Origin of the sequence: Luteimonas marina (assembly GCF_007859325.1) — a bacterium.
In the GTDB taxonomy this organism is placed as follows: domain Bacteria; phylum Pseudomonadota; class Gammaproteobacteria; order Xanthomonadales; family Xanthomonadaceae; genus Luteimonas; species Luteimonas marina.
Map to the genome: position 1 here is coordinate 128,998 of NZ_VOHK01000005.1, position 25,782 is coordinate 154,779.

11 protein-coding genes, 1 tRNA gene and 1 pseudogene are annotated in these 25,782 nt (G+C 68.8%); 2 read left to right on the forward strand and 11 right to left on the reverse strand.

All coding sequences use genetic code 11. The annotated features are described in order from the left end of the window. Positions 1-3 precede the first annotated feature (3 nt). Positions 4-612 (reverse strand): RNA pyrophosphohydrolase, encoded by a 609-nt coding sequence (locus tag FQY83_RS12360; protein ID WP_146388269.1) that lies wholly within the window; start codon positions 610-612, stop codon positions 4-6. Positions 613-748: 136 nt separating this feature from the next. On the opposite strand from FQY83_RS12360, the gene FQY83_RS12365 reads away from it, so the two are divergent. Both FQY83_RS12365 and FQY83_RS12370 read left to right on the forward strand, forming a co-directional pair. After that, positions 749-825: transfer RNA gene (locus FQY83_RS12365), tRNA-Met, on the forward strand. Between the two features lie 390 nt (positions 826-1,215). Beyond that, a pseudogene (locus FQY83_RS12370) lies at positions 1,216-1,976 on the forward strand (glycoside hydrolase domain-containing protein); the annotation flags it as partial. On the opposite strand, the gene FQY83_RS12375 reads toward FQY83_RS12370, so the two are convergent. The 10 genes from FQY83_RS12375 to FQY83_RS12425 form a co-directional block, all read right to left on the reverse strand. Continuing rightward, positions 1,936-3,498 (reverse strand): sodium/sugar symporter, encoded by a 1,563-nt coding sequence (locus tag FQY83_RS12375; protein ID WP_146388270.1) that lies wholly within the window; start codon positions 3,496-3,498, stop codon positions 1,936-1,938. The pseudogene FQY83_RS12370 and the gene FQY83_RS12375 sit on opposite strands and share 41 nt — an antisense overlap. Before the next feature lie 173 nt (positions 3,499-3,671). After that, on the reverse strand, positions 3,672-5,108 hold the full coding sequence (locus FQY83_RS12380) for a sugar porter family MFS transporter (RefSeq protein WP_425478653.1): 1,437 nt from the start codon (positions 5,106-5,108) through the stop codon (positions 3,672-3,674). Positions 5,109-5,404: 296 nt separating this feature from the next. Then, positions 5,405-7,708 carry a glycoside hydrolase family 95 protein gene (locus FQY83_RS12385; RefSeq protein ID WP_425478661.1) on the reverse strand — a complete coding sequence of 768 codons (2,304 nt, stop codon included), beginning with the start codon at positions 7,706-7,708 and terminating at the stop codon, positions 5,405-5,407. Positions 7,709-7,853: 145 nt separating this feature from the next. Next, complete coding sequence (locus FQY83_RS12390) at positions 7,854-10,712, reverse strand: TIM-barrel domain-containing protein (protein WP_146388273.1); 2,859 nt, start codon at positions 10,710-10,712, stop codon at positions 7,854-7,856. A gap of 4 nt (positions 10,713-10,716) precedes the next feature. Further along, positions 10,717-12,411 (reverse strand): DUF5597 domain-containing protein, encoded by a 1,695-nt coding sequence (locus tag FQY83_RS12395; RefSeq protein ID WP_146388274.1) that lies wholly within the window; start codon positions 12,409-12,411, stop codon positions 10,717-10,719. A gap of 614 nt (positions 12,412-13,025) precedes the next feature. After that, positions 13,026-15,068, reverse strand: coding sequence for a sialate O-acetylesterase (locus FQY83_RS12405; protein ID WP_146388275.1), 2,043 nt, complete (start codon positions 15,066-15,068; stop codon positions 13,026-13,028). Then, positions 15,065-17,296: a WD40/YVTN/BNR-like repeat-containing protein gene (locus tag FQY83_RS12410; protein ID WP_146388276.1), complete on the reverse strand. Its 2,232-nt coding sequence runs from the start codon at positions 17,294-17,296 to the stop codon at positions 15,065-15,067. The genes FQY83_RS12405 and FQY83_RS12410 overlap by 4 nt, the downstream gene beginning before the upstream one ends. A 340-nt stretch (positions 17,297-17,636) precedes the next feature. Continuing rightward, on the reverse strand, positions 17,637-20,771 hold the full coding sequence (locus FQY83_RS12415; protein ID WP_146388277.1) for a TonB-dependent receptor: 3,135 nt from the start codon (positions 20,769-20,771) through the stop codon (positions 17,637-17,639). Between the two features lie 461 nt (positions 20,772-21,232). After that, complete coding sequence (locus FQY83_RS12420; protein WP_146388562.1) at positions 21,233-24,115, reverse strand: TonB-dependent receptor; 2,883 nt, start codon at positions 24,113-24,115, stop codon at positions 21,233-21,235. A gap of 445 nt (positions 24,116-24,560) precedes the next feature. After that, positions 24,561-25,538: a LysR substrate-binding domain-containing protein gene (locus FQY83_RS12425; RefSeq protein ID WP_146388278.1), complete on the reverse strand. Its 978-nt coding sequence runs from the start codon at positions 25,536-25,538 to the stop codon at positions 24,561-24,563. Between the last annotated feature and the right edge of the window lie 244 nt (positions 25,539-25,782).

Here is a 25,782-nt window from a genome sequence, read left to right on the forward strand (position 1 = left end):
TATTCAGTTGCCGCCGGAGTCCGAATCCCGCGTCGACGGCGCCCGGCCCGGCCGGCCCGGCCCGCGCGGCCGCGGGCGGCGCCGGCCCGAGCGCTCGCGCTGCTCGACCACGGCCGCCGGGATCGCCCCGGCGCCGGCGATCTGGCGCGCGAACGGCGCCAGGTGGCGCAGCGCGCTGGCGTACACCCCGCGCTTGAACACCACCACGTGCTCCAGCGGGTACCAGAAATCCACCCAGCGCCAGTGGTCGAATTCAGGTTTGGCGGTCAGGTCCAGCTGCAGGTCGCTCTCCTGCCCGGTGAACTGGAGCAGGAACCAGACCTGCTTCTGGCCGATGCAGACGATGCGGTCGTTGCGGCGGATGGCGTTGTGCGGCAGCCGGTAGCGCAGCCAGCCCGGCGTCACCCCGAGCACGGCCACGTGCTCGGGCAGCAGCCCGGTCTCCTCGCGCAGCTCGCGGTACATCGCCTCGATCGGCGTCTCGTCGCTGTTCATCCCGCCCTGCGGGAACTGCCAGCCGTCACGGCGCACCCGGCGCGCCCAGAAGACGCGGCCGTCGGGATGCATCAATACAATGCCGACGTTGGGGCGATACCCGTCCGGATCGATCACGATGCGGACTCCAAGATCTACTGCCCCCGACTCTGCCACGACTGCGGCGAAAGAGACAAGCCGAAGGCCCCGGCGTTGACGCCACGGCCCGGCGGCAGGACAATATGCGGCTCGCCGCCGTCCATGCGCGGCCGATGGCTATGTAGCTCAGCCGGTTAGAGCACAGCACTCATAATGCTGGGGTCGGTGGTTCGAGTCCACCCATAGCCACCAAACTGATGGATCACGAAGATCCAGGAATGATCCAGAGCCTTCTAACCCCGCGTAATTGCGGGGTTTTTGTGTCCAGGAGAGGTCAAGAGGCAGATCACAAGCCGATTTTGATGGGGGTACCGATGAGGGTACGGTCGAAACGTACCCCAAGCGAGCCCTTCTCCATGGCCAGACGGATCTTGCCCCTGACCGACCGGCCGTCCCACCGGCTACGTCAAGTCCGCGCCCGGCGACGACGGCGAAGTGCGCATGCGCATCGCCACCTCGCTGATCTCCTTGGAGCAGGCGCGGCGCAACCTCGAGCAGGAGATCGGCGGCGACGGCTTCAGACCGTGCGCGAACGCGCGCAGGCGGCCTGGGATACGCTGCTCGGGCGCGCGCTGGCCGCCGGCAAGCGCGACGCCGCGCGTGTGTGGCGGCGGCGACACCGAGGCCAATGCGTGGACGTTCGCCTTCACCGCCCCGCACGGCGCCGAGGGGCTGGCGACGCTGTTCGGCGGACGCGAGGCGCTGGCGCGGCGGCTCGACGCGTTCTTCGCCACCCCGGAAACCGCGGAGGCCAGGTTCGCGGGCAGCTACGGCCAGGTGATCCACGAGATGACCGAAGCGCGCGACGTGCGCATGGGCATGTACGCGCACAGCAACCAGCCCTCGCACCACATCCCGTGGATGTACGTAACCGCCGGCGAGCCGTGGAAGGCGCAGCGGATCTCGCGCGACGCGCTGCGCCGGCTCTACCTCGGCAGCGAGATCGGCCAGGGCTATCCGGGTGACGAGGACAACGGCGAGATGTCGGCCTGGTACCTGTTCGCGATGCTGGGGCTGTATCCGCTGCGGATGGGGCACCGGAATACATGATCGGCTCGCCCGCCTTCGACCGCGCCGACGTCGTGCTGGACAACGGCCGCACGCTCAACGTCGTCGCCCGCGGCAACGGCGGCGGTGCGTGGACCACGCTGGACCAGCGGCGCGGCGAAAGCTTCCAGTGGCCGCGACAGCTGCGGCCGTTCGGCGTGGACAAGCCGGGCGACTACATCGAGTACCGGCTCCGGTTCGCCGGCGACGCGCCGGTCGAGCTGGCGGAGCTGGAGCTGCTGCAGCCCGGCGCGGTCACCAGAACAGCGCGTACAGCGCCGCCAGGATCGCGATGACGGCCAGCGCGCCGGCGTTGAAGGCGCCGCCGGTGCGGTAGTCGACGTCGCGGGTCTGGATGATGTCCTTCTCCGGCGCGTGCGGCGTCAGCAGCGAGATCACGATGGCCAGCGCCAATGCCAGCAGGAAGACGAGGCCGACGCGATCGATGAACGGCAGCGCCGGCCAGGCCAGCTTGAGCACGATCGACAGCGCGAACGAGCCGATCGCCGCGGCCAGCGCGCCGGCCTCGTTGGCGCGTTTCCAGAACAGGCCGAGCACGAAGATCACCACGATGCCGGGCGTGAAGAAGCCGGTGTACTCCTGGATGTACTGGAAGGCCTGGTCGAAGCTGCCCAGCAGCGGCTTCGCGGTGAGGATGCCGAGCAGCACGGCGACCGCGGCGGCGATGCGGCCCACGCGTACCAACGTCGACTGATCCGGCGCGACGGACTTCTTGGCGTAGAAATCGAGGGTGAAGATCGTCGCCACCGAATTGATCTTCGAGGCCAGCGAGGCGACGATCGCCGCGACCAGCGCCGCGAACACCAGGCCGAGGATGCCGGTCGGCAGCAGCCGCATCATCGTCGGATAGGCCTCGTCCGGGCGCGTGAGGTCCGGCGCCAGCATCACCGCGGCGATGCCCGGCAGCACCACGATCACCGGCATCAGCAGCTTCAGAAACGCGGCGAACAGCACGCCCTTCTGCGCCTCGTGGATGTCCTTGGCGGCAAGCGCGCGCTGGATGATGTACTGGTTGAAGCCCCAGTAGCTGATGTTCATGATCCACATGCCGCCGATCAGCACGCTGATGCCGGGCAGGTCCTTGTAGAACGGGTTGTCCTTGTCGAGGATCATCTCGAAGTGGCCGGGATGCTCGCTCCACAGCCGGTTGAAGCCCGCCACGATCCCGCTGCCCTCGCCCAGCTGGTTGAGCGTGAGCCCAGCCACCAGCAGGCCGCCGAGCACCAGCAGCGTGACTTGCACGATGTCGGTCAACGCCACCGCCTTGAGCCCGCCGTAGAGCTGGTAGGCCAGCGCGAACAGGCCGATCAGCACCACCGCCAGCATCTGGTCCATGCCGGTGACCTGCGACACCGCGATCGCGCCCAACCACAGGATCGAGGTGATGTTGACGAACACGTAAAGGCCCAGCCAGAACACCGCCATCACGGTGCGGATGCGGGCGCCGTAGCGCTGTTCGAGGAACTGCGGCATGGTGTAGATGCCGTTGCGCAGGAACACCGGCAGGAACCACTTGCCGACGATCAGCAGCGTCGCCGCCGCCATCCACTCGTACGAGGCGATGGCCAGGCCGATCGCGTAACCCGAGCCGGACATGCCGATGATCTGCTCGGCCGAGATGTTGGCCGCGATCAGCGACGCGCCGATCGCCCACCACGGCAGCGACTTGCCCGCGAGGAAGTAGTCCTTCGCGTCCTTGCTGTGCCCCGCCTTCTCGCGCGAGACCCACTGCGCCAGCACGAACACGCCGGCGAGGTAGGCCAGCACGATGCCGATATCCAGGGTCGAAAGCTGCATTGCATCCCTCCGGGGGTGGCGACGACGAACTGGGCGGTACCACGCGGCCACCCCTTCCCCGTCATTCCCGCGAAGGCGGGAACCCAGCGTCTTTGCACTTCATTGACGAAAGACGCTGGATCCCCGCTTTCGCGGGGATGACGTTTCTTTGTGTTTGAACCGAAGGCCCGGCCTCAGCCCTCCATCTGCTCCAGCTCCCTGCCCTTGGTCTCGTGCACGAACCTGAGCACGAAGAACACCGAGAGCACCGCCATCGCCGTGTAGATGCCGTAGGCGGCGGCGAGGCCGATGCCCGCCAGCAGCATGGGGAAGGTCCAGGTGATCAGGAAGTTCGCCGTCCACTGCGCCAGTCCGGCCACGGCCAGGCCCGAGCCGCGGATCTGGTTCGGGAACATCTCGCCCAGCATCACCCACATCACCGGGCCCCAGGACATGTTGAAGAAGACCACGTAGACGTTGGCCGCCACCAGCGCCAGCACGCCCATCGATCCGCTCAGCTGCAGCTTGCCGGTGGCGTCGAGGCCGCCGGTGGAGAAGGCGTACGCCACCAGGCCCAGCGACACCGCCATGCCGGCCGAGCCGATCCACAGCAGCGGCTTGCGGCCGACCTTGTCGATCAGCAGCACGGTCACGATGCAGGCGCCGATGCTCAGCGCGCCCGACAGCACGTTGATCAGCAGCGCGTCGCTCTCGGAGAAGCCCACCGCCTGCCACAGCACCGCGCCGTAGTAGAACACCACGTTGATGCCGACGAACTGCTGGAACGTCGCCAGGCCCACGCCCACCCACACGATCGGGCGGATCCGGCCGGTGGCCTTGCTGACCAGGTCCGACAGCCGCGGCCGGTGGTGGTCCGAGGCCAGCGAGGCGTCGATCTCGACCAGCTTGCGCGCGCCCTCGCCGGCGCCGTAGAGCCGCACCAGCACCTTCTGCGCGCGCTCGCGCAGTCCGCGCGCGACCAGGTAGCGCGGGCTTTCGGGGATGAAGAACAGCGCGACCAGGAACAGCGCGGCCGGCGCGATCTCCGCCCAGAACATCCAGCGCCAGGCCTCGTAGCCCCACCACAGCACGGCCATCGACGAGCTCGCGACCTTCGCCAGCAGGTAGTTGCTCAGGAACGCGGCGAACAGGCCGGAGATGATCGCGATCTGCTGCACCGTCGCCAGCCGCCCGCGATAGCGCGCCGGCGCCACCTCGCTGATGTAGGCCGGCGCCATCACGCTGGCCGCGCCGACCGCGAAGCCGCCGAGCACGCGATAGATCACGAACTCCGCCGACGAGGTGGCGATGCCCGAGCCCCAGGCCGACACCAGGAAGAACACCGCGGCCCACAGCTGCATCGTGCGGCGCCCGTAGCGGTCGGCGAGCGTGCCGGCGAACCAGGCGCCGATCGCGCAGCCGAGCAGCATCGAGGCGACGTTGAAGCCGGTGACCGCCGCGTCGGAGTTGAACGCCGCGGTCAGCCCGTCGACGGTGCCGTTGATCACGCCGCTGTCGAAGCCGAACAGGAAGCCGCCGATCGTGGCCACCAGGCTGATCAGGATGATGAAGCGGGTGTTCTCACCTGACGCGTTGGGATTGCTCATGGATTCCCTCCCGGGGAGATGCATTCGTGTCTTGCCGATGACCACTGCCGGCGCCCTCGCCGTCGCGCGCCTTCCCTTCCACCGTCATCCCCGCGCAGGCGGGGATCCAGTGTCGTTGCCCTTCCAGGAAACGAAGACGCCGCTCCGCCTGCGCGGGGATGACGGACGGGTCTCGATGCCGGATGACGGCGCTGTCATCCGGCGCGACAGGGTAGCCCGATCGGCCTCCCGGATGGCATCTGCACCGCAACAAACCCGCGCGGCATTCGTTGCCGCTGAAACGGCAAGGTTCGCCATCGCGGCGATGTCGCCCGCCGTCGTCACGCGCGCACCAGCCCGCGGCCGCCCGGCCGCAGCGTCGCCGATTCCCCTGCCGCGAGCGTGAGCGCCAGCTCCCGCCCGCGATGCTCGATCCGATACCCGCCGCCCTTGTCGCTGTGCAGCGTCGCCTGCACCAGCGTGCCGTCGCGCCACGACAGGTCGATGCCCGCCGCATTGCGCACGCGCACGCCGTGCAGTTCGCCCGATGGCCAGGCCTTGGGCAGCGCCGGCAGCAGGAAGATCGTGCCGCCCCAGCTCTGCACCAGCAGTTCGGTGATGCCCGCGGTGCCGCCGAAGTTGCCGTCGATCTGGAACGGCGGATGCGCGTCGAACAGGTTGGGATAGGTGCGCGCGGGGCTGACCAGCATGCGCAGGATCTTCATCGCGCGCTCGCCGTCGCGCAGCCGCGCCCATAGGTTCAGCCGCCAGCCGATGCCCCAGCCGGTGGCCTCGTCGCCGCGGATCTCCAGCGAACGCCGCGCGGCGGCGGCCAGCTCCGGGGTGTCGCGCAGGTTGACCTGGCTCGACGGATGCAGCGCGTACAGGTGCGAGACGTGGCGATGGTCGATCTCCGGCGCGGCCATGTCCCAGTCCTGCTGCCATTCCTGCAGCTGCCCGGCCTTGCCGATGCGGTGCGGCGGCAGGCGCTCGCGCAATGCGGCGAGCTGCTTCTGGAAATCATCGTCCACGCCCAGCAATGCGGCGGCTTCGATGCACTGGCCGAACAGATCGCGCAGGATCTGCGCGTCCATCGACGGACCGGCGCACAGCGCGGCGCCGTGCGGATGCACGTTCTCCGGCGAGATCGACGGCGCGGTGACCATCGCGCCGGTGCCCGGATCCTCGACCAGGGTCGCGGCGAAGAATTCCGCGGCGCCCTTGAATAGCGGATACACCTTGCGCAGGTAGCCGGGATCGCGACCGTAGTCCCAGCGGTCCCAAAGCTGCTGCAGCAGCCAGGCGCCGCCCAGCGGCCACAGGCCCCACTGCGCGCCGTCGACCGGCGCGGTCGCGCGCCACAGGTCGGTGTTGTGGTGCACCACCCAGCCGGGCGCGCCGTACATGTCGCGCGCCGTGCGCGCGCCGGTCTGCGCGAGGTCGAACAGCATCCGCTCCAGCGGCTCGACGCACTCGGCCAGCGCGTTCGCCTCCGCCGGCCAGTAGTTCATCTGCATATTGATGTTGATCGTGTACTTGCTTTCCCACGGCGGCTGCAGCAGGTCGTTCCAGACGCCCTGCAGGTTCGCCGGCTGCGTGCCCGGCCGCGAGCTGGCGATCAGCAGGTAGCGGCCGAACTGGTGGTAGAGCGCGGCGAGTTCCGGATCCTCGCCTTCGGCGAAGCGCGCGACGCGTTCGTCGGTCGGCAGTGCGGCGACGGCCGGTGGCGTGCGGCCGAGGTCGATCGACACGCGGCGGAACAACGCGCGGTGCGCGGCGAGGTGGTCGTCGCGCATCGCCGGCCACTTCTTGCGCGCAGCCGCGTCGAGCTGGTCGCGGGTGATGGCCTCCGGGTCGCCGGAGACGTCGTCATGGCGGCGGTAGCTGGTGGCCGCGGTCAACAGCAGCAGCACCTCGTCGGCATCGCGCACTTCGATGCGATCGCCATGGTGTCGCAGCGTTCCGCCCGTGGGCAGCACCCGCAGGCGCAGCGCGAAGCGCAGCTTTCCCTCGACGCCGAACGCCGCTTCGTTGCGCCCGCGCAGCAGCAGTCCCGCTTCGCCATCGGCCCCGATCGCCTTCGATGGCTGGTCGCTGTCGAGCGCGATGCGCAGCGAGATGCGGCCCGGCTGGTCGCCCGACAGCCGCATCGCGACGCACTGGTCGACCGGCGAGACGAACACTTCGCGGCGATGCTGCAGGCCACGCGCCTCGAACGTGGAGGTCGCCAGCGCGGCGTCGAGATCGAGTTCGCGGCGATAGCCGTTGGTCTCGGCGATCTCGAAGAAGTCGAGCACGAGATCGCCCAGCGGCTGGTAGGGCATCTGCTTGTGCGGCCGCCCCATCATCTTCGCGTTGGCCAGCGCCTCGGCCTCGGCGTAGCGTCCGGCGAACAGCAGGCGCCGCACCTCGGGCAGCGCCGCGAGCGCATCCGGCGGCGTCGGATCGTAGGGACCGCCGGCGTAGAGCGTGTCCTCGTTGAGCTGGATGCGCTCGTGCTTGCCGCCGCCCCAGACCATCGCGCCGAGGCGTCCGTTGCCCAGCGGCAGCGCCTCGACCCACTGCGTGGCCGGACGCGGATACCACAGGCGCAGCGCGCTCCACGGCGATGCGTCCGCGGCAGAAGGAGCACCGGACGCCGCCATCGTCTGGAGAGGAGCGATGGCGGCGCCGGGGCGCCTTTGACCGAATCCCGTCGCGCCGGCGCCTCCGGCCACCGCGGCGAGCGCGGCGGCCTTGAGCGCCTGGCGTCGGCGCGGATCGAAGCTCATGCGCTGCGCCTGCCCGGCCTCACGCGGCCGGGCGCGCGACGACCTGCGCGCTGCCGTCGTAGGTCACGGTCGCGTCGGCCGCCGGCTCCAGCGTGCCGTTGTCGCCGCGCGGGCCGTCGATCCAGCGCACGCGAATCTCGCGCGTGGCCAGCATGCCCGGGTACGCGCCTTCGCGCGCGCCGATCGACAGTTCGCCCTTCGCCTCGTCCCATTCCAGCGCGATGCGGCTGGACTCGCCGCGCTCGTAGCCGTAGCTGCGGCCGCCGTCCTCGTACAGCGAGAACCGGCCGTCGGCGCCGGTGTAGACCTCGATCGTCAGCGGCGCGTCCGGCTGCTCGTCGACGTACTGCTGCACCACCGTGCGCGGCACGATCGAACCGGCGCGCACGAACAGCGGCATGCGCTGCAGCGGCGCGTCGGCGACGATCGTCTGCCCGCCATCGAAGCGCTTGCCGGTCTCGAAGTCGATCCAGCCGGCGCCGGCCGGCAGGTAGACCTCGCGGCTGGTGGCCTTGAACTCGGTCACCGGCGCGACCAGGAAGGCCGGGCCGAACAGGTACTGGTCGGCGATGTCGCGGACCTTCGGATCGGCCGGGAAGTCCATCGCCAGCGTGCGCAGGATCGTGCCGTCGCGGTGCCAGGTGTCGCCCGCGAGCGTGTAGATGTAGGGCAGCAGCGTGTAGCGCAGCTTGAGGTAGTGGACGAAGCTGTCGTAGTGCGGCGTGCCTTCGGGTGCGATCTCCCAGATCTCGCGATAGGGGAACTGGCCGTGCAGGCGGAAGATCGGCACGAAGGCGCCGTGCTGGAACCAGCGCAGGCTGAGCTCACGCCATTCGGGCAGGTGCGCCGGATCCTTCGTCTCGTAGCGCCGCTCGGGCGAGAAGCCGCCGATGTCGAAGCTGACGTTGGGCGCGCCGGCCATCGAGGCATTGACCAGGCCGGAGATCTGCTCGCGGTAATCCTCCCAGCGCGGCACGATGTCGCCGCTCCAGAACGCGGCACCGGCGCGCTGCTGTCCGGCGAAGAACGCGCGCGAGAGGATGAACACGCGCTTGTCCGGATCGACCTCGCGCGAGCCGCGGTACACGCCTTCCGAATGCGGCAGCGGATAGGCGTTGAAGTACTCGGTCGACGAACCCAGTGCGTTGGGCATGGTGCGCGCCTTGCGCTCGCCGATGTCGATGTTGCTGTGCAGGTCCGGCTCGGACGCGTCCAGCCACCAGGCATCGAAGCCCTTGCTGTTGAGCTTGGTGTTCACCTGGCGCCAGAAGATGTCCTGGGCCTGCTTCGCGAACGGGTCGTAGAACGAGTTGAGATAGCCCTCGCCGATCCAGTCGCGCTCGCCGACCTCGACATTGCGCTTGTACATGTAGCCGGCCGCGTCGAGCTCCTTGTAGTGCTCGGTGGTCGGGTAGAACTTCGGCCAGACCGAGACCATGATCTGCGCGTTCTGCTCGTGCACGTGGTCGACCATGCCCTCCGGATCCGGGAAGGTCTTTGGATCGAAGTCGTGCGAGCCCCAGGCGTCCACCGGCCAGTACGACCAGTCGAGCACGATCGCGTCGATCGGCAGCTTGCGGCGGCGGTACTCGTCCAGCGCGTCGGTCAGCTCGGCTTGCGTCTTGTAGCGCTCGCGACTCTGCCAGAAGCCGTAGGACCACTTGGGCAGCAGCACCGCCTTGCCGGTCAGCTCGCGATAGCCGGCGATCACGCCGTCCATGTCGCTGCCGGCGACGACGTAGTAGTCGATCACCTGCGCGGCCTCGGACCAGATCGACAGGTCGTCCGCCTCGTCGGCCGGCAGCGGGTCGCGGCCCTGCAGTGCGAGGTAGGCCGGCTCGATGCGATCCCATTCGATCCGCAGGTCGTGCTTCTGCCCGGCCTTGAGGTCGAGCGCGAACTCGTGGTGCCAGGGGTTCCAGTTCTGGCGCCAGCGGTCGATCACCAGCTTGCCGTCGACGTAGAGCTTGGCGTACTCGCTGTTGTAGAGCGAGAAGGTGTGGCGGCCGTCGTACTTCGCCTCAATCTGCCCTTCCCAGAGCACGTCGCTGCGGCCGCCGGGCTCGAGGTTCTTGCCCTCGTCCGGGAAATCCTCCTGCCCGGAAATGAACTGGTAGTCGATCTTCTCCTCGCGCCGGACCAGCTTGACCTCGCCGTCGATCGAATAGGTCGCGGTCAGCGCGCCCTCCACGCCGTCCTTGTCGTACAGCGTGACCACCTCGCCGATCTGGCGCAGGCCGCGCGGGTCGCCGTAGCGGGTGATGGAGTTGTTGTCCCAGAGGATGCCGTAGTTGCGGCTGGAGGTCAGGTAGGGAATCGCGTTGTCGATGTTGTGCTGGAGCAGCTCGACGTCGCGGCCCTTGAGGTTCATCCAGCCCTGCTGGTGCAGGCCGGTGCCGTACAGCCCTTCGTCGTCGTTCGACTCGAAGCGCTGGCGGACGCTGACGTAGGGCGTGCCGTCGAACTCGGCGGCGTCGAAGCTGCGGCCGCCGGCCACTTCCGCCAGCAGCGGCTTGCCCGCCGCGTCGAAGAAGGCCACCCGACCGTCGGCCAGCGAGACTTCCGCGGAAATCCCGGACGCGGTCACGCGCAGCTTGCCGTCGGCTTCGGTCGCTTCGAACTGCGGGGCCGCGCCTTCGCGCGCCACGCGCATCAGGCTTTCGGAGCGCGCGAAATCGCCGTCCGGGTCCGCGGTGACGCGGATGATGCCGTCGGCCACCACCTGCAGGCGCACGTCGGCGGCGCCGTCGGCGGTCGGGCGCACGACCAGGTCGTCGCCGAGGCGCTCCCAGTTGGTGGCGGCCTGCGCACCGCAGCCGGCCAGCGCGATGGCAACGGGCAGCGCCAGCAGGCGCGGGAGGCGGGAAAGTCGGGGCATGGCGTCAGTCCTCCTGGGGGTCGACGTCGGTCGTGGTGCGATAGCTCGCAAGGGTCACGTGCAGCAGTTGCACTGCGTCGGAAAAATTCAGGCCGTAGTCGGTCTGGTCGCCGTTCCAGTTGCGCTGGAACTCCCAGGCGCCGTCGACGTAGCGGCCTTCTTCGACACGATCGTAGATCAGCGCCTGACCTTCGGCCGAAGGGTGGATGGTCACCCGCGCATGCATACCGGTGACCAGGAACTCGTCGGGGCCGAGTTCGGCGATCAGCGCCGCACCGATCGGCTCGGGATTGCCCGGCACCGCGCCCTGGAACCAGAAGTGCGGCAGGCCGTAGCCGATGGTCGCGTTCCAGCGATCGTTGAGGACGATGGCTTGCTCGGGCACGCCGGGCTGTTCGGCCACGCCGTGCAGCCGGCCTTCGGACGCGGCCTTGGCGAACTCGCGCATGCCCTGGTTGACCAGGGCGAAGCCGAGCGCGAACGGCGCGATGGTCTCGGGCGTGGTGCGCTTCACGCCCAGCGGGAAGTTGCCGTAGGGCGTGTAGTCCATGCCGAACGGCACCCAGCCGATGCCGTCGTGGCCGAGCGCGGCGAACAGGTAGCGCGCGTATTCCGGCGCGTTGCCGGTCTCGGCGACGAACAGCGCGTTGTCCGGGCGCGCGTAGCGCTCGAGCACCGTGGTGTAGTTCACGTACTCGGGCATGTAGATGTCGGGCGCGAGGATGTCGATGTCGGGCGCGGCGGCCTTGTACACGTCGAGCATGTTGTCGGTCGGCCCGCCGCTGGCGTACTGCCCCGGCTGGCCCGGGTTGAACGGCCCGCGCAGCGCGGCGTTGATGTACATCGGCAGCGGGTACTCGGCCTTGCCGGCCTTCGCCACCTCGTTGATGTAGTGGGCGATGTGCCAGGCGTGGAAGGTTTCGTCGGCATCGGCGCCGAAGACTTCGCGCCACGTGCCCGGCGTCTTTCCGAGATGCTTCAGCAGCGCCTCCGGCACGGGACCGTCGAATGCCTGCTGCGCCAGCGGCGAGAAATCGCGCACGCTGCCGTAGGTGCCCGGCTCGTTCTGCGGCTGCACCAGGATCACCGTGCGCTGCGGGTCGCGCTCGCGCAGGTGCGCCATCAGCGCGGCGAAGGCCTTGCGGTCGGCCTCGAGCGTGGCCGGCGCGTGCGGTGACAGCGAGTTGAGCACCGTGCCGTCGGCGCGCACCACGCGCGGGAATCGGTCGTTGTCGAGCTTGACCCAGGCCGGCGCGTAGTTCGGGCCGTTGTTCTTCCAGGTGGCGAACCACAGCAGGATCAGCCGCTTGTCATGCGCACGCGCCTGCTCAAGCAGATGATCGACGAAGGAGAAATCGAACTCGCCTTCCTCGGGTTCGACCTGCTCCCAGGCAATCGAGATCGACAGCGTGTTCGCCCCCAGGTCGTCGAGCGCCGGCCAGACCTGCTTCAGCGGCTCGGGATAGTTGCTGGAGTTGTGCGCCTGTCCGCCGAGGACCAGGAACGGGGCGCCGTCGACGATGAGGGCGTGCTTGCCGTCCCGGCTCTCGAAGCGCGGGATCGGGCGTTCGGCGGATGCCGATTCCTTCCCGGCGGTGGCGGAGGTCGGGGCTTCGGTCTGCGGCTGGCAGGCGGCAAGCAGGAACGCGGTGGCGAACGCCAGCACGCCGAGGATTCTTCTAGCTCTTGTCGTTGTCATTGCTTCTGCGGTTGATGTTGCCTTTGACGTTCGAGCCGTAGAGCGAGCCGAGCACCGCAGCCTGATGCGGCCGAAGAGGGGCCCATGTCTGAGCGCAGCGAGTTTGGGCCCCGTGCCGCAGCAGGCGAGGAGCGCAGGGGACCGGCGCGGCGCAGCCGCGACGGCTCGCGTCCCGGCGGAGGCGGTTTTGGTGACTTTTGCCAAGACAAAAGTCACCCGCGCGACAGCGCGGAAGCTGTTGTCCTTGCTCTTCCCGGGCCTCCTGCTGAAAAGGCCGGAAGCAAAATCAAGGGCTTTCGCCCGCTGCGCGTGCGAGTTCCTTTTGACGGGCCAAAAGGAACCAAAATCCCTTCCGCCGGGACGCGATCCGGCCCGGCTACGCCGGCCCGGTCCCCTGCGCTTCTCGGTCAGCGGGGCACGCGGCCCAAACTCGCTGCGCTCAGACATGGGCCGCTCTTCGGTCCCGCTGCCCTGCGATGCTCGGCTCGCTCTACGGCTCGAAAGATCAAGGGCAGGAAGATCAAGAGCAACGGCAAAAGCAGAAGCAGAAAAGCATGGGCCAGCCGTGGCCGTAGGCTGCTTCAACGCTATTCGCAGCTTGTCCTCAGTACCGTTCACCAGTCATCGCTCCGGAACGGCGACGCCGGCAGCCCGCTGCCGCCGACAAGATTGGCCTCAACCGGCGCGTCGCTCCAGGCGTAGCGCACCGCGACAGGGATCGGCACCGCATCGCTGCGCACGAGCACCTTGCCGTCTTCGATCGTGGCGGTAGCCGGATGGAACACACGATCGGCGCCGGCCAGCCGGAATCCCCGCAGGCTTCCACCATCGCGCGCGGCGAGTCCGCCGGGCTCGAATGCGAGCGTCGCCACGCCGTCGTCAAAGTCCGCGCCCTTGAACACGGGGCCGCCGTGGACCAGCGACGCCCCGTAAGCCACGTGCCGCGCCACGAGCGCGAGCCGCTTGCCGACGTCCTGCTTGTTCTTCGGGTGGATGTCGTCGACGTCGCCGATGTCGATCGTCACCACTTCCCCAGTCGCGGGCAGCGACAGCGTCGCGCTCTGCGATTCGCGCAGCAGCGACCACGGGCTGGTATCGCCCCGGTCGCCGCCGGAATGCCAGCTCGCCAGCTGCACCCACAGGAACGGCAGCCGCGGCGAGTTCCACTGCGCGCGCCACTGGCCGATCATCGCCGGGAACTGTTCGCGGTACTTCAGCGCCTGTTCGACGCTGCCCGCGTTCGCCTCGCCCTGGTACCAGATCACACCGCGCACGCCGTAGGGCTGCAGCGGATGGATCATCGCGTTGTAGAGCAGCGTGGCGCGCTGGTTCTTGTCGTCGTCGAGCGCGAGCGCGCTGACGCTGGCGGGGCGGAATTTCCACGCGCCGGCCAGCGGACGGCGTTCGCCGCCCTGCGGCTGCACGAAAACTCCGTCGTCCGGGCCGTGGATGCCACCACCGCCGCCGGTGTCGGTCACGCGCACCGCGACCTCGTTCGCACCCGCGCGCAGCGCCGAGGCCGGCACGGCATAGCGGCGCGGCTGGTTGTACTGCATGTGGGTCGCGCCCACCTGCACGCCGTTGACCCAGGTGGTGTCGGAATCGTCGATGCGGCCGACGCCGAGTTCGACGCCCCGCCCTGCTTCGTCCGGCGACAGCATGAACGTGGTGCGGTACCAGGCCACGCCGTCCATGCCGTTCCAGCCGGCGCCTTCCCACAGGCCCGGCACCGGCAGCGTGTCCCACTGCGCATCGTCGAAGCCCGCCGCCTGCCAGCCGGCGTCGTCGGCCGGCAGCTGCCAGCGCGCGAGCCTGGCGCGCGCCTGCGCGAGCGCGGTCTCGTCGTCGGCCTTGAGCTGGCGCGCCAGTTCGGCCAGGCCGTCGCCGTCGATGCCCTGCGTGGCCGCGTCCATCCACGCCTCGATCGAGCTGCCGCCCCAGGTGCTGTCGATGATGCCGATCGGCACGCCTTCGGATGCGCGCAGTTCGCGCGCGAAGAAATGCGCGATAGCCGAGAAGCTGCCCGCCGCCGCCGGCGAGGACGCGACCCAGTCGCCGCCGGCGAGCTGCCATTCCGGCGCGCCCGACCACGACTTCGGGACCTTGAAGTGGCGGATCAGCGGATCGGTGGCGCGCGCGATCTCGGCCTCGGCATCGGCCGACTGCGAGATCGGCCACTCCATGTTCGACTGGCCCGAGGCCAGCCACACGTCGCCGACCAGCACGTCGCGCAGCTCGCGCGGCGCCTGGCCGTCGTCGATCCGCATCGCGTAGGGGCCGCCGGCCTTGCGCGGCGGCAGCTCGACCCGCCACGCGCCGTCGGCCCCGGCCCGCGCGTGAGCGCTATCACCCGCGAGCGCGACCGTGACGCGCGCGCCGGCCCCGGCGCGGCCCCAGACCCGGATCGGCTGGTCGCGCTGCAGCACCATGCCGTCGGCGAACACGCGCGGCAGCTCGACCGCCTGCGCGGAGGCGGCCAGCAGGAGCAGGGCGAGGCCAGAGGCGGTGCGGGGAAGTGGCCTGAGAGACCCTCCAACAGCCTCGGACTTGTCATTCCGAACGCAGTGAGGAATCTCGCCTTTCAGGGAAGATTTCTCGCTGCGCTCGAAATGACAGGTGGTCGACTCGAAATGACAGGGCTTCAGTTCGTGCCTCATCGCGGATCTCCATACCAGATGCCGCGCCCCTCGGTGCCGAAGTAGACGCGGCCATGCAGGCGGGGATCGCCCGTCACGTGGCGCATGATGCCGCCAAAACGCAGCGCATCATGGTCGATGCGCGTCCAGCGGCGGCCACCATTGTCCGAGCGGTGCAGACCGAGCCTGCCGTTGACCTCGCCGTAGACGAACAGCACCGGCGGATCGCCGTCGTTTGCCGGCCGGCCGAGCCCGACCGAATGCGCGTTGTCCACGCCCGGCACGCGTTCGAGTTTGCCCGGCGACCAGTGCAGCAGGCCGCGCCAGGACGCGGTGATCCAGGCTTCGCCCGTGCGCTGCGGGTGCGGGCGGATCTCGGGGCGGAACCAGTCGCCGACCTCGCCCACCTGCGCGTCCACCTCCACGAAGGACACGCCGCCGTTGCCGCTCACGTACAGCTTGCCGGCGATCGGGTCGAAGCCGTAGTACACCGCCTCGTCGACCCGGTCGGCTTCCACCACCGCGCCCTTCGGCAACCCTTTCACCGCCTGCCAGCGCCCGCCCATGTCGGCGGTGAGCCAGTGGCCGCCGCCGCGCGGCTGCCAGATCGCGCGCTCGCCGTCGGCGGCGAGGGTGATGCGGCCCGCGCCGTCGCCCTCGGGCGGCTCCTGCGCGAACGCGCTCCAGCTGCGCCCGCCGTCGTCCGACCACGCGCCGCGCACCGCGCCCTCGGGCCGGTTGTGGAAATACCCGGTGCGCACCATGCGCTGCGGCGCCTGCCCGGCGAAGGCGAGGCTTTCGGTGTTGGAGAAGCGCACGCCGGAAAAGCGCTGCTGCGAGGCGTCGAGGGCGTCGTGCACGAAGCCGTCGACGTCGCCGAGCCCGCTTACCAGGTGCGCGCCCTGCGGCGGGCTCAGCAGCGCCAGCGGCACGGTTTCCTCGAAGCCGCGCTGCTCGAACGTCCACTGCAGCGTGTCGCCGGCGTCGAACGCGCGCGCGTTGCGCGAGGCCCACACGCCGTAGCCGGTGACGAACCAGATGCGCTCGGGATCGTGCGGATCGATCTCGACGTCGGCCATCCAGTGCGGCTTGGCATCGAGGGTCCACGGCGCGGTCGAGTGGTCGAAGGCCGAACGCGCGAACGTCGCCGTCCAGGTGCGGCCGCCGTCGGTGCTGCGGTAGAGGTCGTCGTGCGGCACGTAGCGGCGGAAGGTGGTGGCGACGATCACGTCCGGATCGCGCGCGTCGACCGCCACCGCACCCCAGCCGAAGCCGCTGGCCTGCGCGGCGATGCGCGGCAGCGGCGTGATGTCGGTCCAGCTGCCGTCGGCGGGATCGAAGCGGTACACCGCGCCGTCGGCCATGTGGTTCGGACCCGGCTCGTCGCCGTAGCTCAGCAGCCAGCGTCCGCGCCCGTCGCGCACCATGTGGCTCGGGCGCAGGCCCACGGGTTGCCCGGGCACTGCCTGCCAGCTCGCGCCGCCGTCGTCGGAACGGTAGACGCTCGCTTCCTTCGTGGACACGCCGGCGTAGATCGTGCGCGAGGGCGTGCCGGCCGCACCGCTGCCGGGCTCGAACACGACGAAGGCGATGCCGATCGGCTGCTCCTCGCGCCAGGCCGCAGCCCAGGCGGCGCGCGACTTCGCGACCGCCGGGAAGCCGGGCAGCTCGCGCCAGCGCGCGCCGCCGTCGTCGCTGCGCCACAGGCCGTTCGCGCGCGTGCCGAAGAGCAGCACGCGGCCGTCGTTGGGATCCACCGCCAGGCGTTCGCCGTTGCCGCGCCCCTGCGCATTGCCGCCGAGCTTGAACGGCAGCGCCGCGCGCTGGAACGTGGCGCCGCGATCGCTCGAACGCAGGATCGCGCCATCGTCCCCGCGCTCGTGCAGGTAGGTGCCGACCGCGAGGTAGACGCGATCGGGATCGGACGGATCCAGCGCCAGGCTCTCGACGCCGAAGCGGCCCTTGTCCTCGGCGCCCATCCAGTCGAGCAGCGGCGTCCAGCGACCATCGGCCTCCCGTCGGTAGGCGCCGCCGATGTCGGTGCGCGCATACAGCAGGCCCGGCTCGGCGGGATGGAACACCAGCCCGCTGACGAAGCCGCCGCCGCCGATGGCGACGTTGCGCCATTGATAGGCCGCGTCCCGCGCCGACGCGGATAACGCGAGGCAGGCGCAGGCGAACAGCAGCCACGCCCACGCCCTTGAACACCGGTCCGTGCCTCGCACGGATCGCCCTGCCTGGAGCCTCATCGGCCAGCGCCCTCGCCCTAGCTGGTCAAGCCTCCGAGGATAGGGGGTGCAGACATGCCGTTCCAATGAAGAAATTCCTGACACGTATAGCACCGGGGAATGCTGCGTTGCGCCATCCGCTGGCGGACGGCGAAGTCTCCGCGGTCTGGAAAGCCATCCCGGACAAGCCTGTCATTTCGACCGCAGGGAGAAATCTTCTTCCCTCGCGCCGGACATGAGATTTCTCCCTGCGGTCGAAATGACAGGGCGGTTTTCTCCGGCTTTCTCCCTCATTCGGGAGAAAAAAAGCGGGGACCGCGCGGCAAGCCGCACGATCCCCGCCCATTGCGCACGCCCCGGCTTACCAGCGCGCGCGCAGCACCGCCGAATAGCGGCGGTCGTTCATGAAGTACGAACGCGCGTACAGCGTCTCGTCGATGTAGCCGTCGGCATACGGCCGCGGCCCCATCAGCACCTTGGTGATCGAGTCGGTCAGGTTGTTGGCCTGGATGCCGATCTGGATGTTGTCGTTGATGTTGTAGAAGAACGACCCGTCCAGCTGGCCGAAGTCGTCCGCCCACATCGGCAGCTGCAGGTTGGTCTCGCTGGCGGTCAGCAGGTAGCGCGAGCGCCAGTTGTACGCCAGGCGGAACGACCACGGCCCCTTCTCGTAGACGCCCACCACGTTGTAGGCGCGCTTGGACAGGCCTTCCAGCGGCAGGTTGTCGATCTGCGGGCGACGGGCTTCGGGATCGGTCGGATCGGGATTGGTGTTGCGTCCGCCCGAGCTGTCGACGTAGGTGTAGTTGGCCTGCACGCCGAAGCCGCTCAGCCAGCCGGGCAGGAAGTCGAAGAACTGGTTCCAGCCCACCTCGAAGCCCTGGATCCTGCCGGTGTCGAGGTTGTGCGGACGGGTGATCGCCCAGGTGATGCCACCGATCTCCTCGTCCCGCGTCTCGGTGACGAAGTAGCCCTCGACGTCCTTGTAGAACACGGTCGCGTAGAGCATGTTCGCCGGCCCGAAGTACCACTCCAGCGCGGTGTCGAACTGGTTGGCGCGCATCGGCTCCAGCTCGGGGTTGCCGGCACTGCCGGAGTAACCCTGCAGGTACTCGTAGCCGCAGGGCTGGTCGTCGTTCAACTCCGGCTGGCACTCGTCGCTGATCCCGACGCGCAGCGGCAGCCACGCCGTCATCTGCCGGAAGTCGGGGCGCGCGATGGCCTTGGACGCGGCGAAGCGCCACTGCAGCTTGTCGGTCAGGTGCAGGCGCAGGTTCAGGCTGGGCAGCACGTCGGTGTAGCTGCCGCGACTGTGGATGTCGAAGTAGCTGCCGTCGTACTGGTCGCGGATCTCCTGGATCAACCGGGCCTGGCCGCTCAGGTCCGGGATCTGGCCGAAGCCGTCGGTGCGCGTGCTGGTCTTGACGATGCGGACGCCGACGTTGCCGTCCAGGGTCTTGCCGCCGAAGACGCCGTCGTTCTCGAAGTACAGCACGCCGTACGCGGCCTGGGTGAGCTCGTCCTGGTAGTTGGTGTCCTGCGGGTTGAACACCGCCGGCAGCCAGCCGTCGAGCCCGGCGGCCATGCGGTCCGCGTACAGCCCCGGGAAGGCGGCGCCCGCGTTGGACAGCTCCACGATCGCGTTGGTCGGGTACCACAGGTTGCCCGGCACGTTGACCTGTCCGCGGAAGAAGTTGCCCATGGTGTACAGCTCGGAATACTGGGGCAGGTAGCGGTCGAGCCATGCCAGCTCGTTGCCACCGTCCCACGACCCGTACTGACCGGTCGCACCCGGGTCGAGCGTGGCCCAGGTCGCGCTGATCGGCTTCCAGTTGTCCCAGCCGCTGTCCTTGTTGATCTGGTTGCGCGACGCGACACGCGCGCCGAAGCGGGCGAAGCGCAGCCAGCTGCCGTCGTCGAAGGTGTACTCGAAGTCCAGCCTGGCCGCGCGCGACTTGCCGCGGTTGTCCTGCAGGTTGTCCATCGCCGCCAGCCACGAATACTGGGACTGGTCCTGCAGCTGCCCGTCGTCGGCCAGCTGCAGCGACGGGTACTTGCCGGTCAGGTCCACGTAGATGTCGCCGAGGAAGATGCTGGAGATGACGCTGAAGTCCACCGGCTTGCTGGACGATTCCACGTACTGGAAATCACCGCGCATGACCAGCTTGTCGGTCATGAAGTGGCGGAAGCCGGCCGACCAGTCGCTGGTCACCGTCTCCTGCCTGGACAGGCGGTTGGTGGTGCGGAAGGCGAGGCTGTACGGCCTCACGCCGCAGCACAGCGAGGTGATGTGGAGGTTCCGCTCGATTTCCTCCCAGGGCAGGCTCCAGTCGATCTCGCCGTCCGGGTCGAGGTTCACCCAGTCGATGTCGTTGCGCCTGCGGGTCACGTGGCCGCTCTGGAACACGCCATTGGCGTCGTAGGTGAACTGCGTGCCCGGCGCCGGCAGGATGTCGTTGTCGCGCCAGGCGCCGTCCGCGCCCTGCAGCTGGTCGCCGAACGTCATCGAATGCTCGCGCCACTGCATGTTGTACTTCGAGCGCAGGAACTGCGTATAGATTTCCGTGTTCTCGTTCGGCCGCCACTGGAACGCGAGCGCCATACCCTGGCGCTCGCGCTCGAAATCGAGCGTGCGCCAGTTGACGCCGCCGGGGATGGTCACCCAGTCGAAGCCGGTGCCCGCGAGAAGTTCGGGGTCGTTGCGGCGCTGGAAGGCCTCGATCTGGATGCCGTCCGAACGCGTGGCCAGCTCGGAGTACGAGAGGTTGGCCAGGAAGCCGAACTCGCCGGCGCCGGTCTCCCAGCGATCGCTGAACAGGATCGACCCGGAAGGATTGCCGCGCTTGGCGAAGTCGCCGTGGTTGTAGTCGAGGCTGGCGGCGACCTTGCGGCCGGGTTCGTCGAACGGCATGCGCGTGCGCAGGTTGACCGTGCCGCCGAGGCCGCCCTCGATGATTTCCGCCGACGGGTTCTTGTACACGTCCACGCCGGCCATCAGCTCGGACGGCACTTCCTCGAAGCTCAGGCCGCGGCCGCCGTTGGCGCTGAACACGTCGCGGCCGTTAAGCTCGCCGCGCACCTGGGTCAGGCCGCGGATCATCACGCCGCTGCCTTCGGCCGAGAAGTGGTCGGGATCGTCGCGCGCCAGGAAGTTGGTCACGGTCACGCCGGACACGCGCTTGAGCGTTTCGGTGACGCTGCGGTCGGGCAGCGCGCCGATGTCCTCGGCGGTCACCGAGTCGACGATCTGGCTCGCCTCCTGCTTGATCTCCTGCGCGCGCATCACGCTGCCGCGCACGCCCTTGACCACGACGGTGTCGAAATCGGTCGGGTCGGTCGCCGTGGAGGACGGCGCCGGGTCGCTGGCGACCTGCGCCCAGGCGGGCGCCGCCAGCATCGCGGCCACGCCCAGGGCAATGGCGCTGCGCCGGAACGTGCGTGCAGGATCGAAGCCTGCCGTCCGGGCCGCCGGACGGTGGTGATGGAGCGTTCGCATGATTTCCCTCCCGAGGATGCGCATCGAACAAATGGATTGTGGTCACCGGAAAACGCTGCAACGCCGACGGTGCAGCCGTCTGGCTGCCTGCGCCGGAAACCGATCGAAATTTGCGTAACCCTCCGACTGCGAACGCCCACGACCCCTTGCGACTCGTGTCCGTGCAGAAAACACGGCCGGCCCCCCGGCCACCCCCGTACCACAGTGCGATCTGTGCCGCTGCACGGAAAGGTATCGCTACCATTGGAGCGGCGTCAACGACATCCTCCGTCGACGCCGCGATCCGGTCAGATGAAACCTTTCCGCCATCGCCGCCTCCCCGCGGGAAAGGCGGCGCGCACGGCCCCGGCATGCGCCGGCGCCGGAAAAGAAGCGGGAATCGCCCAGTGCTGGAAGCGATTCCCGGAAACCCGGAGCGTGGCGTGCCGGCGCGCGAGCGGTCCCGCGCCGGCCGCTGCGGCTCAGAAGGTGAAGCGCAGCGTCGCCGCGTAGCGCCGGTCGTTCACGTACCACGAGGTGACGCGCCGGCCGGCCCCGTTCTGGTCCATGATCGTGCGCTGCTCGGCGTTGTTGAGGTTGTTCATCTCCAGGCCGATCTGCACGTTGTCGGAGAACCGGTAGAAGATCGAACCGTCGAGCTGGCCGAAGCTGTCGCTGTAGACCGGCAGCTTCCAGTTGACGTTGTTGTCGGTCTCCGCATCGGCGTCGGGGTCGTAGCTGCCGTTGTATCCATTGGGACCGACCGAGAGCAGGTATTCGCTGCGCCAGTTGTAGGCCAGGCGGATCTGCCACGGGCCCTTCTCATAGAACGCGGCGACGTTGTAGGCGTTCTTCGACAGGCCATCGGCCGGCAGGTCTCCGAACAGCGAACCATCGGTGTCGACAGGCGCCACGTCGATGTTGTTCGGCACCCTGGTCGAGCTGTCGATGTAGGTGTAGTTGGCCGACATGCCGAAGCCGTCGAACGGCGCAGGCAGGAAATCGAAGAACTGGTTCCAGCCGATCTCGGCGCCCTGGATCTTCGCGGTCCCCACGTTCACCGGGCGCGTGATCAGGTAGTTGTATTCGTTGCCGTCGGCGCCCGGATAGGCGACCAGCTCGGTCTGGCGACGGAAGTAGTCCTTGACGTCCTTGTAGAAGAGGTTGACCCACGCCATGCCGCCACGATCCGGCGCGAAGTACCACTCCAGCGACAGGTCGAACTGGTTGGCCTTCATCGGCTCCAGGTACGGGTTGTCGTAGGAACTGCCCGTCAGGTCGAGGTCGGTCACCGGCAGCGCGCTGCCATCGTCCGGCGGATCGATGCCGGGCCGGGTGCCCACATTGAGCATCTGGTAGGCCTGCATGTCGCTGAAGTTCGGCCTCGCGATCGCCTTCGATGCGGCGAAGCGCATGACCCAGTTCTCCGCGAACTCCCACTTCAGGTTGGCGCTGGGCAGGATGTCGGTATAGGAATTCTCCGCCGTCACCGGCACCGCCTCGCCCGCACCCAGGTAGGGGGCGTACGGCTGGTTCGGGTAGACCAGGTAGCCCGCCGCGCTGTTCTCGGTACGGACGACGCGCAGGCCGAAGTTGCCGTCGAGCAGCAGGTCGTCGACCGCGAAGTTGAGCATCGCGTAGGCGGCGTAGGTCTTCTCGCGCTGCTCGTTGCCCCATTGCGGGTCGGCCAGGTTGCGCGGCGCGTAGACGCCGGCGTAGCAGCACAGGTAGTACGGATCGGCGGCGCTGTGGATGGCCTGGTAGCTGTTCGGGAAGCCGAGCGCGGTCGCCAGGATCGGCGCGTAGATCGCGCCGGGGGTGTTGGCGTCGCCGCGGTAGAAGTTCTCGAACGTGGTCAGGTTGACCAGGCTCGAATTGACCTGGTCGTTGAGGTTCACGCCCGGCAGCGGCTGGTCGCCCGGCAGCGCCCACCATTGCATCCACGGCTGGATCACCGGCTGCCAGTCGTAGCCGGTGTCGATGCTGTGCGCGTCGCGGTCGGTCACGCGCACGCCGAACTTGACCGAATCGAAGAAGTTGCTGTCGAAGCTGTGCTTGAGGTCGGCGCGCCAGGCGATCTCCTCTGCCTCGTTGTCGTCCTGGTGGTCCATCGTGAACGCCCAATAGTAGTTATCGAGGTTCGCGGTGAAGGACTCGTCGACGCCGATCACCGGCCGGCCGCCACTGACGTCGATGTCGATGTAGGGAACGTTCAGGCCCAGCGTGACGGTGGAGTCCAGCGCCCGGGTGTCGGCCTTGATGTACTGGAGATCGGTCGAGAACTCGGTGCGATCGCCGATCAGCCACTTCAGGCCCGCCGAGAAGTCCCGGGTCTTGGATTGGCGATGCGAGGCGCGGATGTCCGCGCCCATCGGGATGTTGCCGTTCGAGGCCACGCGGCCGGACACGAAGACGTCGCCATCAAGTTCGTAGGGCTGGCTGGCGTCGAGCCGCATCTGCAGCGGGTCGTTGTCGAGGAAGATCGCGTCCTCGTACCACAGCTCGTCGTAGCTGCTCTGGAACGCGGTGGCGAACAGTTCGACGCGGTCGTTCGGGCGCCACTGCAGGGCCACGTAGGCGCCCTGGCGTTCGCGCTCGTAATCGAGCGTGCGCCAGTCGGCGCCGCGCGGGATCCACACCGGGTCGCCGCTGCCGTCGCCGTCGAGATCGGCGTTGGCGTTGTTGAAGAACGGGCGCACGAACATGCCGTCGGTACGCGTGGCCAGTTCCGAATGCGCGATGTCGACCAGGATGCCGAAGTCGCCGGCATCGGTGCTCCAGCGGTTGCTGTACAGGATCGAGCCCGAGGGCTTGAGCTTGTCGGCGAAGTCGCCGCGGTTGGCGCTGAAGGACATGCCGAACTTGCTGCCCTCGAAATCGAAGGGCATGAAGGTGCGCAGGTCGACCGTGCCGCCGAGACCGCCCTCGATCATCGCGGCGGTCTGGTTCTTGTACACGTCGACGCCGGCCATCAGTTCCGACGGCACGTCCTGGAAGCTGAGGCTGCGGCCGCCGGAAGCGGAGAAGCTGTCGCGGCCGTTGAGCTCGGAGCGCACCTGGGTCAGGCCGCGCACGGCCACGCCGGCGCCTTCGGCCGAGAAGTGCTCGGGGTCGCCGACCGACAGGAAGCGGTCGATGGTGATGCCGGGGATGCGCGAGAGGGTCTCGGTGACGCTGCGGTCAGGCAGCGCGCCGATGTCGAGCGCGGTGACCGAATCGACGAAGGTGTCGGCGTCGCGCTTGATGTCCTGGGCGCGGTAGACCGACGCGCGGATGCCCTTGACCACGACCGCGTCGAGATCGGTGGCGGCCTCGCCGGCGGGGGTGGCATCGGCCTCCTGCGCGTGGGCGGTACCGAGCAGCATGGCCGCGACGCCCAGGGCGATGGCGGAGCGGCGGAGCGTGCGGATGGCGTCGGAGCCTGCCGGACCAGCGGCTGGTCGGCGGTTGCGGAGCATTGACATGGCGTTCCCCTCCCAAGGACACATGACAAGCGGATCGAACTGGTTTCTGGCCGCCTCGGCCGCGGAACGTGTTACCGCTAACCGGGCGGTGACAGCGCTTGACATCGACGGTTGCGGCGGAGCATAGGAGCGTCGAGCAATGCTCGACCAATGAAATTTTGCTTCTCGTCTATTTTTTTCTGGAATACCTTGGGTCGCCGGCTCGAAGAGCCGTTCCGCGACCGTACGCGCAAAGGTGCTTCGCTCAGACGAGGGGACGCTCCGGAGTGCGATGCGGGAGGAAGCCGAAAAAGGCAGGGCCAGGGAGGACGGCCTAAGGAACAGGAAATCCGCCGGAGCGGAGCGGTCAGCCGCCGCGCGTCGCGTTCGGCGCGGGCAGCGGCGGATAGATCCGGCGGGCGGTCTCGCGCAGGGTGTCGAGCATGCGGGCCACGCCCGGCGACGGCGTCTTGTCGCGGCGGCGGATGATGCCGAAGTACTCCATGCGCACGCCCAGGTCGATCGGCAGGACCTGCATCTGCGCGGTCTGCAGGTAAGGCGCCACCGACTCGGTCGGCAGCGCGGTGAGCAGGTCGCTGTGGCGCAGCAGGTGGATGATGACCGGCAGCGACGAGGTTTCCACGAGGTTCTGCGGCGAGCGCAGCCCGTACTGGTGGAACACCGCGTCCAGCCGCGTGCGCAGCACGCTGCCGCGGGGCGGCATGATCCAGCCGTGGTCCTGCAGGTCGGCGTGGCGCACCGTCTCCATCGCGGCCAGCGGATGCCCGCTGCGGGCGATGACCGCGTGCGGTTCGTCGGCGAGCGGTTCGAACTCCAGTTCGTCGGCGCCTTCGGGCCCCATGATGCGGCCGATGACGATGTCCAGCTGGCCGTCGAGCAGGCGCGCGACCAGCGGCCGGCTGTAGTCCATCTCGACCTCGACCAGGAGGCCCGGGAAGTCCCGCTTCACCGCGGCGACGGCCTGCGGCACCAGGGTCGTGCCCGGGTTGACCACGGTGCCGATCGACACCTGGCCCAGCCGCCCCTCGCGCAGCGCGGCGATCTCCTCGCGGGCGCGCTCGATCTCCGACAGCGCCGAGCGCGCGCGCCGCACCATCGCCAGGCCGAAGGTGGTCGGTTCGACGCCACGGGCATGGCGCTCGAACAGCGGCACGCCGAGCAGGCCTTCCATTTCCGCCAGCAGCTTGGAGGCCGCCGGCTGGGTCATGTTCGCGGCCTCGGCCGCGCGCAGCACCGAACGCTGCTCGTACAGGTGCAGCAGCAGGGCGAGGTGCCGGGTCTTGAGCCGCGTCGCGGCGGACCATCCCGTGGCGGCTTGCACCATGACGAACTCCCGGTCGTTGATCTATTCGTTGGGGGAATAGCGTACGACGAAAATTTCATTTGCCGTACATACCACCACCACGCGAGGCTATGCCCGGCTTTCGCGGAGGCGGCCCGGACGGGCAATCTCCGTGCACGCGGCAACCCGCCGGAACAGGCGGGCGCCGCGTCGAGCCATGTGGACAGGGACCGGGAGGAACACTCGAATGACGCGATCGCGGCCTGGCGATGGCCACGCCCATGCA